Here is a 13,174-nt window from a genome sequence, read left to right as displayed (position 1 = left end):
CCTAACAAACCGGTTCATCATACAGACCGGCAGAATAGGTAAACATTAAAGAAAAGGACACCTGCCGGTGTCCTTTTTCTTTGCCCAGACGGATAAAAAACAAAAGAATTCCACCAAAAGTTGTTCGCCGATTAAAAAGGCTTTTTCACCGAATAGATAAAGGCATTCATTGATTTTTATTGGTCTTCGTCTAAACAAACCTTAATATTGCCTCAGTTTACTAGACTTTATTAACCTATTTATTATGAAACACAGACATGCGATCTTTAAAAGCAGGCTAGGATTGGCCTTATGCTTTTTATTGGCAGGCGGTGCTATCATACCGCAAAGTTCCGTATTAAAAGCGGAAACCTCCGTTACGCAACAATCCCGGAAAATAACGGGTACGATCACCGACGCTAAAGGAGAGCCCCTATTAGGTGTTAACGTAGTCGTAAAGGGTACCACGAACGGAACGATCACCGATCTGGATGGTAAATACGTATTAGAAGTAGAGCCGAATGCCATTCTGGTCATCTCTTACATCGGGTACGTAACTCAACAAACACCTGCAAGCGGGAACGTCATGAACATTACCTTAAAGGAAGACACCCAAAATCTAGACGAGGTAGTCGTTGTCGGTTACGGTACCCAACAGAAAAAGGACATCACAGGTTCCGTAGCGGTTATCGATACTGAAGAGCTATTGGCGTCTTCCGGTTCTTCCGCCACACAACAGTTGCAAGGTAAAGCGGCGGGCGTAAACATCGGTACCTCCGGTGCTCCCGGTTCAGCCACGATGGTACGCATCCGAGGTATTAATTCCATCAATGACAACGGACCTTTGTATGTTATCGATGGCGTATCCACTCGTGACCAAGACCTAAGCTCTATCAATCCCAATGACATCGAGAGTATGCAAGTATTGAAAGACGCCTCTTCCGCTGCGATCTACGGAGCGCAAGCAGCGAATGGCGTCATTTTGATCACGACCAAGAAAGGGACAAAAACGGGACAACCGAGATTAACCTATGACGGATATTACGGTTTCTCTAAAACAGGTAAACGCTATGACGTCTTAAACGCTTATGACCGTATTGATGTTGAATGGCAAGCCTCGAAAAACAATCTGGACCTAACGGGAGCCAGCGCCAATGGAGAATTACCTTACCACCAGCAATTCGGAAGTACTTCCGACTCTTGGGTTAATCATCTACCCAATTACATGACCGTAACCGGCGCCGGTGGTAGCACCTCCATCGATCCTAGCGATTACGATCAAGCGAACAACGTAGTCTATGCGCCCGTAGGCGATACGAACTGGTGGGATGAGATCAGTCAACTCGGTTGGATGCAGAATCATCAGCTGTCCTTGTCTGGAGGTACCGATAAAGGGCAATACACCATGAGCATGAACTATTTCGACCAGCAAGGTACCGCTATCGAATCTTATTTCACACGCTATCAAGCACGTGCTAATTCGTCGTATAACGTCCGCCCATGGTTGCGATTCGGAGAGAACCTAACTTATAGTTTTAGCAAAAACAACGGACTTAGCTTCTCAGGTACAGAGTCCAACATCTACTCATGGACTTATCGGGCCTCTCCTTATGTACCGGTTTATGACTATGCGGGCAATTATGCAGGCTCCTTATTCGCCGGGACCGGCAATTTCCAGAATCCTGTAGCTATTCGTGAAAGGAATAAGGATAATTATGCCACTACCCAACGTATATTTGGCAACGTATATGGAGAAGCAGACCTATGGACTGGACTGACTTTCAAAACAAACTTCGGTATCGATTATCGTAATGACTATTCTTACTCGATGACTAAAAACAACCCGGAGTTCTCCGAGTCCGGCGGTCAAAATAACTTTTACGAAAGTAATTACTTTAATTATCGTTGGGTTTGGACCAACACGTTATCTTTCAGCCGGACATTCAATGAGATCCATTCCTTGAACATCTTATTGGGAACAGAGGCTATTCGGGACGGTTTAGGCAGATCCCTCAACGCACGTAGATATAACTATTTATTCGAAGACAATACCAATACATACACCTTGGATATGGGCGAGAACAATAGCCAACGTACCAACTCTTCCACTTACAATGGAGAATTCGCGCTATTTGGTATGTTTGCCCGTGCAGACTATGGATATAAGGATAAGTATCTATTAACCGGTATTATCCGCCGGGACGGTGTTTCCCGTTTCTCGGAAAATAATCGTTACGGAGTCTTTCCATCTATCTCCGCCGGTTGGCGTATGTCAGAGGAGGCATTTATGGAACCAAGCCGAGATTGGCTGGACGACTTAAAGATACGAGCCGGTTACGGCGTCACAGGTAACTCAGAGATTCCTGTCGCAACTAATTTCGCCAATTTGTTCACGACCAGCACCTCCTATACAAATTACGACATGACCGGAGCGAACAATAGCGAGACAACCGGATTCCGCCTCAGTACCTACGGTAACACTGATACGAAATGGGAAATGACCAAGATGGTCAACTTGGGTCTGGACGCAACCTTCCTGAATGGTAAATTCAGCGGTTCATTCGAATGGTATACGAAGAAGACATCCAATATGTTGATACAAGCGGCCTACACCTCGATGGCCGGAGAATCCGGAAGCCCTTATATCAACTTCGGAGATATAAAGAACACCGGTTTCGACTTCATGTTTAATTACCGTGACCGAAAAGGAGACTGGGCATGGGATCTATCCTTGAATTTATCCCATTATAAAAATGAGGTCTTGAAACTCGCGGAAGCTGACGATTATTCTCTATGGGCTAGCGGTACGCGCATCGAAGGATACGTAACCCGTACGACAAAAGGACATGCCGTGTCTGAATTCTGGGGGTTGAAGCAAAATGGTTTTTATGAGTCCGTAGCCGATGTTATGGCAACCAAGCCATTCGGACAAAGTGATATCACAGAGGCAGACGCTGCCGCTTATGTCGGCCGCTTCCGTTTCGAGGACTTGAACGGAGACGGCAAATTGGATGATAGCGACCGGACCTTTATCGGCTCTCCTCATCCGGACTTAACCGGAGGCCTCAACGCCACGTTAACATGGAAAAACTGGGACTTTACTATGTTCTGGAACTTCTCTATCGGCAATGACTTATATAATAACACAAAATATTTTACCGATTTCTGGACTTTCAACGGTAATAAATCCTCACGCCTCAGAGATCAATCATGGACATTGAATGGCGATAACAGTAATGCTATCCTTCCTATGCTGAATACGGAAGATAACTATTCCGGAGCTTATTCTAGCTCTTATTACGTAGAAGACGCCTCCTTCTTACGCCTGAAAAATCTCGTATTGGGATATTCCTTGCCTAAGGAATTACTCAAGAAGGCTGGTATCCAGAATCTCCGCCTGTATTTACAAGCCGAGAATATCCTTACGGTCACCGGATATACAGGCTTGGACCCAGAGTTTACCAACGCCTATTTACGGCAAAGCGATTCTGACACCGACGGAGCCGGACGTGTAGACTTAAAAAGAGGAGTCGATATGGGAGGCTGGCCTACAACTATGCGATTCTTATTGGGCGTGAATTTTACTTTCTAAATCCATTTTACTATAAAAACGACTATTATGAGACATAAAATATTAATAGTAAGCGCAGTTGCTTTATTTACCTTGAGTTCTTGCGGTGAGGATTTTCTATATAAAGCTCCTCAAGGCAGTATTGACCAAGAAGCATTAACAAATGCTGAAGGGGTTGAGTTATTGGTGGTCAACGCTTATGCCGGTTTGACCCGGCCGACCGGATATGACAATATGTTCAATTGGGTATTCGGTGGTGTATACGGAGGTGACGCTAATAAAGGCTCCGAATCCAATGACCAATCTGTATTGAATTCCGTAGAGACGTATGCCGTCACGGCCACAAACGACTATTTACAGAATAAGTGGAAAGACGCATATTATGGAGCACAACGTTGCAACTTAGCACTCAATGTGATGAAAGAAGCGGCAGACATGGATGAGACAACCAAGGCCTACCGGACCGCGGAGCTAAAATTCTTACGTGCCCTATTCATGTTCGAAGGGGTAAAGATTTTCGGACCGACCGGCATGCCCTATATCGACGAGACGATCGCCGCTGAAGAAAATGACCCGAAAGTTCATAACGGTACGGACATTTATCCTAATATTTTAGCAGATGTAGAAGCGGCCATCGAAGGATTACCCGAAAAACAGACCGAAGTGGCACGCCCTACGAAAACAGCGGCAAAAGCGTTAAAGGCTAAAATACTAATGCAACAAGGTGATATGACAGCCGCCAAACCGATCTTGGCCGATATTATCGCAAACGGATTAAGCCCTAAAGGAGAGAGATTAGCCTTACAAGATGATCTGGACGCAAATTTTAACGCAACTACCGAAAATGGGAAAGAGTCTATTTTTGAGGTACAATTCTCTGTCGGAGCCAATAATAACGGGAATTACGGATTTTTACTGAATTATCCTCATAACACAGGCCCCGGTGGATGTTGCGGATTTTATCAACCCTCTTACGAACTGGTAAACTCATTCCAAGTAGACGAAAACGGACTTCCTTATCTTGATGGAGAGTACAGAAATAAAAAATCCGTAACAGAACGTGTTACCGATTATGATTACATCTCTAAGAATGATAAAACAATCGCCGTGGACCCTCGTTTAGATTTCGCCGTAGGACGTATGGAGATTCCCTATAAAGATTGGGGATTGCCTGCTAATGATTGGATACGAAATGTAAGTAGCGGTGGTGTATTCCTACCGAAAAAGCATGTCTATAGCAAAGCGGAACAGGATGCCGGATTAGCTGGCTCCACCTATTCATCCGGCTGGGCTCCCGGTTCTGCCATGAATTTACAATATCTATGCTTACGTGATTGTAAATTGTTATACGCGGAATGCCTAGCGAACGACGGAGAATTAAGTGCCGCCATGCAGCAAGTAAACGATATCCGTGAACGTGCAGCCAAACCGGACAATATCATTTATCTGGAAGACGGAACGCCTGCCGCCAATTATTTAGTGAAACCTTATCCATCCAGTCACGCCGCATTCAGCAACAAGGAAACTTGTATCAAGGCGATTCATATGGAACGTAAGCTGGAACTTGCGATGGAAGGACAACGATTTTTCGATCTGGTTCGTTGGGGAGGTGATTATATGAACAAGGAATTGACGGCATATATAAATTATGAGAAGCAATACCTAACTAAATTCTATGGTGTATCCGCTCCAACCGCTTCTAAGACGATGTTCCCGCTTCCCGAGACAGAGATCCAGACCGCAGGAAACGATGAGAACGGCCAAGCTTATCTGGTACAAAATGATGCTTGGAAATAGTCCAATCTCATCCTTCTTATAAACAGAAAGGCGGGCTTCCCGAAAGAAAGTCCGCCTTCACGATTCTTTGTATCTACATTAAATAGAACGTCCCTTGAACACATTCGACTCGCTTGAAGGATAGAGATTTCCCGTAAAGGATATACGGTTGCTATTAAAGTTAGGCGATACCGTGGCAGTACATTTATTCGTACCTTTTGCCATACGGAACGTAACCCTAGCGGATACCGCTACACCCTGCACATTCATCTCGTACATAACGTTTCCTTTTTTGTCAGTCTTCATCTGTACACCGGAAGTTGTTCCATCAACCGTTATACCTCCTATTCCGTTAGGACCGGCCGCCGGAGTATTAAACGCTAACTGAATGGTAGCCTTCTCACCCTTCACCGAAACGAAGTTCGTGTTCGGAGTAACATAAACAAAACTACCGCGCTTAAACTCTATACGATCCGCTTCCAATACGAAATCCTTATTCTTCAAAGCTTGCACCGCTTGTTCAAACAATGCGTTAGCCTCGGCTTCCTCCGCAGCTTTCTTCGCTGCCTTCTCTGCTTTCTTTGCTTCTTTCTCGGCCTGCTTCGCAGCTTTCTCTGCTGACTTGTCCTGCTGTGCCATCATCGACCCTGCACCAAATAATAAAACGGCGAGCAATAATACAATCTTCTTCATATTAACTCATTTTTAAAGGTTTGTCTATAAAAGTACTTTTATATGTACAATAAAAATACAATTAACATCGACATAAGTTCATCTTTAACCCTTATTTTTCACGTTTTTAACATGATACCATAAAAAGCCCCATGCGGTTACCGCCGCGATGAAATCGGAAAAAGGTTGCGCTAGCCAAACGCCATCCAATCCCCAGATCGGAGGAAATAGCAGAATAGCCGGTATCAAGAATAAAACCTGCCGACTTAGACTCAGAAACATCGCTTTCCATGCGACACCGATACTTTGAAAAAACTGGCTGATCGTAATCTGGGAACCGACAACGAAAAAGACCAGCATCGTCAGACGTAATCCATTGTCCGTAATCGACACCAATTCGGCATCCGTCGAGAATACGCTAACGATCAGTCTCGGGAATAATAAACTGACGATACATCCTACCCCTGTAATCAAGGTCGATACTATAATAGACAACCGCAAGGTAGCCAATACCCGGTCATGATGCCCAGCGCCATGATTAAACCCGACAATCGGTTGCATCCCTTGGGCGATACCGATAATCAACATAACCAGCAGCATGGCGATACTGGAAATAATACCGCTGGCACCAATCGCCAAATCGCCTCCATTCTCTTTCAACGCATGGTTCATGATCACCACAACCACACTGCCCGCCAGCTGCATGGAAAATGGAGACATGCCGATCGTAAATATATTCCAAATAATGGAACCTTTCAACCGGAAATATTTCGTATGGAAACGTACAATACTATCCTTGCTGATAAAATGACTCATCACGAAAGCGGCACCGGCGGCCATGGAGATCACCGTAGCGATAGCGGCACCCTGTATCCCCATATCCAGCCAGAAGATAAAGATCGGGTCTAGGATCACGTTCAATACGGCACCGATCATCATCGTGAACATCGCCTTTTTCGGATATCCGGAAGCACGCATCACGGCATTAAAGCTAAAGCTTAATGTAGCCAGCAAATTACCCGGGATAGCGATATATAAATAGTCTTTCGCATAAGGTATCGTCTGCTCGCTTCCTCCGAACCACGTTAACAAATCATCCAAGAAAATCATACTGGGGATAATCGTCAAGGCTCCGATAATGAATGTCAAAGTGAAAGCGTTTCCTAATACGTTATCTGCCAGATCATTCGCCTTACGGCCTAGATGAATGGAGACCCTTGTAGCGGCTCCCGCACCGATCAACATTCCAAATGCCTGCATAAAGAGTAGTATCGGGAAAGTCAAAGTCAATCCGGAGATAGCTAGCGCACCCACTCCTTGTCCGATAAATATACGATCTACGATATTATAAAGAGCATTAACCATGGTCCCGATAACGGCGGGAATCGCGTAATGTACCAACAAACGGCCTATATTCTCATTTTCCAGCCGCCATGTAATCTCATTTGACATATATAACTTATGATTTATGAATTATGATTGAGATCATCTCCGCCACACTTCCTACGATTCTCGTGCCCTCTTCCGCAGGGAACTGAATACGCAGGCTATCCGGAGCATTACAATAAACACTTATATAATCCTCGCTAACCGACGAGGGCTTAAAGCCATTCCGGATCAAGGCATTCCCAACCCAATAAGAAGTCATAAAATCCCCCTCAACCCCAATAAGCTTTGTTGGAGCTGCCGTATTCAATTTCCCGGTATTCGGATCAAACACGATTCCTTCCTTGCTAAAGAAAGTCTCGAAAGCTCCTCCCATAATCAAGTCCTCCGGCGTTCCACATGCCATTGGGCGACTTTTCTCCTGTAACCATAGACAGTCTCCCAGCTGGATCGCCAAATCAAGATCATGCGTCGATAGCAGAATCGCTTTTTGTTGCTCTACCGCTAAAGTATGTAACAAGACCATAGTCTCTATCCGACTTGTCACATCTAAAAAGGCCGTCGGCTCATCCAACAATATGATGGGGCATTGCTGTGCCAGCGCTTTGGCGATCATGGCTTTCTGACGCTCGCCATCACTAAGTTCCGACACATAATTATAAGCCTTATGAGCGATACCGGCGGCAGCAAGCGATTCCTCGATAATCCTACGATCTTCCTGCCTTAATTGTCCGAAAAAGCCGGTATAGGGATGTCTTCCTAAAGAGACCAACTCGTAAACCGTTATTCCACCGGCATTTGTCTTCTCCGTGAGAACAACACCTACCATCCGGGAAAAATCACCTTGCGAGTAAGAGGCCAACGGCTTTCCTTTCAATTCGATCTCGCCCCCCAGAGAGGGCTGGAAGCCGCACAGCGTACGCAATAAGGTAGACTTTCCCGCACCATTCAACCCGAGAAGGCAAGTCACCTCGCCCGGATATAAATTCAAGTCGAGGGCATCATGCACCAACTTTAGGTGTCCACCTTTCAAAACATATCCAATACTCAGATTTCTTGTCCTTATAACTGGAATCCTTTCCATAACCACTAATTAAAATATTGAATATTCTTCCGGTTCACGATTACGTAAATAATAACAGGCGCCCCAAGCATAGGGGTAACGGCATTCAATGGCAGGATCGTATTACTGCCCGGTACCACCATCAGCATATTACATAGAAGAGCAACGCAGGAACCTGTCAGCATTGTAACTGGCACCAACATCTTATGATTGGAAGAGCCTAACATCAACCGGGCGATATGTGGAACTGCTAATCCGACAAAGGAAATGGGGCCGCAAAAAGCAGTAGTTGTAGCCGTTAATACTCCCGTACACAAAAGAATCGCGATCCGTGTTCGTTTGATCCGGATACCTAAATTAGCGGCATACATTTCTCCCAATAATAAGGCATTCAAAGGCTTGATCAGCAAGATCGCTAATAACAGCCCGATTAACGCACAAGTTCCAAAGAATGGTAATTGTTCCAAGGATACACCGGAAAAATTACCAAGCCCCCACATCACGAACGCATGTACCCGGTCTGTAGATGAATAATAATTCAAGATAGAAATAACCGAAGAAGCTAGATAGCCAATCATGATTCCGATAATCAGAAGCATGACATTATTCTTCACTTTTGCCGAAAAATAGATAATCAGTCCCAGTATCACGCAAGCCCCCACAAAGGCCGCGAGGATTACCGCCATATATCCGCTGATCGGCCAATCCGTGAACTGCTCCAACGTACCACCGAAATAGAGCATGATAGCGGCTACTCCAAGATTAGCGCCATCACTAATGCCCAATATGGAAGGTCCCGCCAACGGATTCCGGAACAATGTCTGTAATAGCAACCCGCTGGTAGCCAAGGAAGCCCCCGCCAATAATGCGGTTATAGCCTGAGGCAAACGAGATTGCAACACGATATTCTGCCATGCGATCTTATCAGATCCCTTCCCCAGCAAAATATCCATCACGTGATCCAAAGGAATCGGTACGGCCCCATACGCCAGCCCTCCCACAAAGAGCACCAAAAGAACCACCCCCAACAACGGATAAAAAAGCAGTGCTTGTTTGTTCATGGCGCGAAGGTATACAAAAAAGCGGAGTTATGTTATACTTCTCCCTACCTCACGAAGAAAACCAAAATATTACTCACGTACGCAATTATTAGGAATACACATTCTTAAACGATCGCCTCGAGTACCACACATCGTAAGCAAACCGTAATAATAAAGTAGACTACGGAAATTATCTATATCCGTTACCCATTCGGCAGGAAAGGATGTATGTAAGTCCACCAAGATCTCTCCTTTTGCCGCGATTTCCTCGATGGTACCCATACGATTTTCCTCCTGTACAGAGTCACGATCAATACGTGCCAGCATCTTCAGCTTACTATAGTCCGTTCGGATATTCTTATCGGCCATTTCTCCCGGGGAACAATGAAAATCAACTTGCCAACGTAAATAATACAAAGTCATATCACAGTTAAAAATCCGATCGTCACCCAAGCTCTCTCTTGCGAAACAGTAATTATCATACCAAGGCTTCATTTCCGTAATCATAGCCTCAGCATCCCCTTTGAGCATATCGTTTTGCTGATAATAACGGAACATCTCACGAACATCCGTTTCATCAAAACCCATCATGGCATTAAAACGAGGATCTACCGAGATATTCCAGTCTATATTATATCCACTCGACAAATCATCCAGCGTCACAGGGCTTACCCCCATCATGAATATACGGTCAAACATTCCCTTGAATTGTTTGAAATACTCCCGGTAGAAACCACTGGCGTGAGTCAAGTCATGAAACATTCGCTGCCCATGCTCACTCAATATCACATTGGTAAAGTTGTCGTACTCATCTATAATGAGATACAGGGGATATCCCTTTTCCTTCGCTTTTACCTCTATGTAAGCCAGCTTAGACTTCGCGCTTTCTATATGCTCGACGGTCTCCTTAAAATCAGCGTCATAATAAGCTGCGTACACATGCGCGAACTGATTAATGATTAAGCCGCAATAATCATTGAAACTTGTCATCAGGTCCGCTCCCGGCATCGAACAGCCCGCTTTAGAGAAATCGAAATAAAGTACCTGATACTTACTCCTTTCACCGGTTGGATGCGTACCAATCCAGAGATCTCCAAAATATGCATCAAAATCATCCTGACGCAATATATCATAATACGTTAATACGTACGCATCATGCTTAGGAATACGCTCTTGCCAAACCGTCTCGGACGGATCAAGAAAAGATAGCTAGGCATCTTCTCGATAAGCGGAAGGTACATCGTTTTATCCACGAAATAGAAATTACCATTCCTTATTCGATTGAAATCTGATAATCCGTAAGGGATTCCTTTTACTTGACTCATATACTGGATAACTTTTATACTTGTTGTAGGCAAAGTTAGTCTATTCCTTGCAATAAGCACTAATATTTAGAAAAAAGAGCAACCACAATGTTTGCAAATGCATTTATTCAAGTTTAGTTCACAAACGAATGCATCTGTCTGTTGTTTTGGTTCGATAAAACTCGATCAAGTCATTCATTTCAATATTTTGCTTACAGTTCCATTCTCTCAAAAGGAGATGCTTTGGTCGTTGAGAAGCACACTATTTTTGGCTGTTGAAGTGAATAACTAACGGCTTGTCGAGTGAATAACTAACGGCTATACCTAGTCGTTAGCTTACGGCTTGGGAAGTGAATAACTAATCACTTGGAAAGCCTTTTACGAGTGACTTAATCAACTGTATACCAGATATATTTCGCGAACGCATTTTACTACTCAACTAGCTCTTCAACTAAATTAAAGAAGAACCAGCTATTTCAAGAAAAGACACACTGTGGCTAAAGCCCAAAAAGCAAGTTATATTATACCAGTTAGATTGTCACGGTTATACTATGGGCATGATTTTGAGATGGGAAATAAGAATAAAGAGGAGATATGTTTCTGCACGGAAATAAGGTGTGTCAAGGAAACATCAAAAAAGGATCAAAAGGGCGTTTTTCAAGAAATCACTATAAGGCAATGGATTGCTAAAATTTTCTTTCAAATTTGATGACAAGACATACATTGGCTCGAAATAAACGATTCTTCCTTACTTTAGTGAGCTAGACAAAGTACTACCGTACCTCATCTAGCTCTGAAAGTCTTTATTTGAATGCAGGATAACCCGGATTCTGAGTCAATTTATCGTTAGATTGATAAGCATCTTGAGATATAGGGAACAATTTCAAATAATCATCTGTCTTTCTCACACAATTTGAAGCAGCCCACATACCTTTGTCATAGGCCCCGAAACGGATATCATCCTGGCGGTTGTGCATCTCCCAAGACAATTCGAGGCGACGCTCAAGAAGGATATCATCCAGCGTAACAGTAGCGTAATTGTGATTGGAATCACCAAACGCACGTTCACGGACTTGATTAACCAAGCTTGTGGCCTCAGACGCACTACCACCACTACGAAGCAATGCCTCTGCTTTCATTAAAAGAACATCCGCATAACGGAACACATGGAAATCATTACCCATAGCGTCTGTCAAAGTCGTTGAGTACGGCCATTTCTGGCAACGTGCGCCATCATGCTGATTTACCGCTCCCCAAGTTGTTCCATCATATTCCGTACCAGCCAACATAGTAACATCGATCGTATGGTTTAACAAGAAACCATGGTCTGTCTCAATAGGCTCACCGGTCGAGGCATTATACATCTGGCCGATCAAGAATGTAGCTTCCTTACGAGGATCGTCATCAGAGAACAATTTAACATATTCCGGCTGCGCACAAACACCATTCCAAGCAGAAACACCGTTAGAAAGAGCCAACTGATCTTTGTAGTGCAACGTACGGTTCATCAATTGCCAACGATTATCCTTATCCGTATCCGTCTCTGAGAACGGAGCGGCCAAGATCGCCTCACGAGAACTCTCGTTCGTCAAGGAGAAGTTTGCCTTAAAGTCCGGCTCTAATATATAACCCATCGCCATCACTTTGTCGCAACACTCTGCGGCCATCTGGTAAGCATTGTTACAACTTACACCCCAAGCTTCCGCATTCAAATATAATTTAGACAACAACGTATAAGCTGCACCTTTCGTAAACTTAGCATAACCATTTTCACGACCCGGACAAGTTTCCGCAATCTCTGTCACTTCTTTAATCAACCAATCAAACACGGCCTGGCGAGGTTGGCAAACCGGAAGTTCCTTGTCCGCATAATCAGTAACCAATGGAATATTGCCCCAATCGTCCATCATCTTGTAAATCCAAAAAGCACGGATACCTCGGATTTCAGATGTATATAGAGACATCTGTTCGTCCGATAAGAAATCAGAAGATTCCACTACCTTCAAGTTGGCATTACAAGTACCGATAGCCTCAGAAGCCGTAGACCACGCTCCCTTGATCACAGAAGTCTGCGAAGTCCATGTGTGCATGTAGATCTCACGATACTGACCACCATCATACCAGTCGCCACCCTTACGGGTAGGAGTAACAGCATCAGATCCCGACATCACATCCAGCGCAATAAAATTTCCATCCGCAGGATAATTCTTCAATGTCTTATACACGGTCCCTACCAACACACTGATCTCCGAATCAGTATAACCGAATGAATCCGCAGGGACATTATCGTATACCGTTTCATCCAAGTTCGTACACGCTGGCATAGAAAAAAGGAGAGCCGTGCCAGTCAAGAACGATATTATATTTCTTTTTTTCATAACGA

At 44.3% G+C, this 13,174-nt stretch carries 7 protein-coding genes and 1 pseudogene; 2 read left to right on the top strand and 6 right to left on the bottom strand.

Annotated features, from left to right (window positions below; translation table 11 throughout):
* The first annotated feature begins 244 nt into the window (after positions 1 to 244).
* Both DW205_RS11300 and DW205_RS11295 read left to right on the top strand, forming a co-directional pair.
* Positions 245 to 3,571 (top strand): TonB-dependent receptor, encoded by a 3,327-nt coding sequence (locus DW205_RS11300; protein ID WP_121961356.1) that lies wholly within the window; start codon positions 245 to 247, stop codon positions 3,569 to 3,571.
* 27 nt (positions 3,572 to 3,598) lie between these two features.
* Complete coding sequence (locus DW205_RS11295; protein WP_005867851.1) at positions 3,599 to 5,347, top strand: RagB/SusD family nutrient uptake outer membrane protein; 1,749 nt, start codon at positions 3,599 to 3,601, stop codon at positions 5,345 to 5,347.
* A gap of 78 nt (positions 5,348 to 5,425) precedes the next feature.
* On the opposite strand, the gene DW205_RS11290 is transcribed toward DW205_RS11295, so the two are convergent.
* The 6 genes and pseudogenes from DW205_RS11290 to DW205_RS11260 form a co-directional block, all read right to left on the bottom strand.
* Positions 5,426 to 6,019: a DUF4251 domain-containing protein gene (locus DW205_RS11290; RefSeq protein WP_005859017.1), complete on the bottom strand. Its 594-nt coding sequence runs from the start codon at positions 6,017 to 6,019 to the stop codon at positions 5,426 to 5,428.
* Between the two features lie 84 nt (positions 6,020 to 6,103).
* The gene (locus tag DW205_RS11285; RefSeq protein WP_005867849.1) at positions 6,104 to 7,450 is read right to left on the bottom strand and encodes an MATE family efflux transporter; all 1,347 of its coding nucleotides are present in this window, start codon (positions 7,448 to 7,450) and stop codon (positions 6,104 to 6,106) included.
* Between the two features lie 7 nt (positions 7,451 to 7,457).
* A complete protein-coding gene (locus DW205_RS11280; RefSeq protein ID WP_005867848.1) occupies positions 7,458 to 8,468 on the bottom strand; it encodes an ABC transporter ATP-binding protein in 1,011 nt (336 codons plus the stop codon).
* 5 nt (positions 8,469 to 8,473) lie between these two features.
* The gene (locus tag DW205_RS11275; RefSeq protein WP_005867847.1) at positions 8,474 to 9,508 is read right to left on the bottom strand and encodes an iron ABC transporter permease; all 1,035 of its coding nucleotides are present in this window, start codon (positions 9,506 to 9,508) and stop codon (positions 8,474 to 8,476) included.
* Between the two features lie 72 nt (positions 9,509 to 9,580).
* Positions 9,581 to 10,812, bottom strand: a pseudogene (locus tag DW205_RS11270) (AAA family ATPase); the annotation flags it as partial.
* Positions 10,813 to 11,594: 782 nt separating this feature from the next.
* Complete coding sequence (locus DW205_RS11260) at positions 11,595 to 13,169, bottom strand: RagB/SusD family nutrient uptake outer membrane protein (protein ID WP_005867843.1); 1,575 nt, start codon at positions 13,167 to 13,169, stop codon at positions 11,595 to 11,597.
* Between the last annotated feature and the right edge of the window lie 5 nt (positions 13,170 to 13,174).

Source organism: Parabacteroides sp. AM17-47, from assembly GCF_003434625.1.
Taxonomy (GTDB): domain Bacteria; phylum Bacteroidota; class Bacteroidia; order Bacteroidales; family Tannerellaceae; genus Parabacteroides; species Parabacteroides distasonis.
This window is presented reverse-complemented; position numbering and strand designations above follow the sequence as displayed.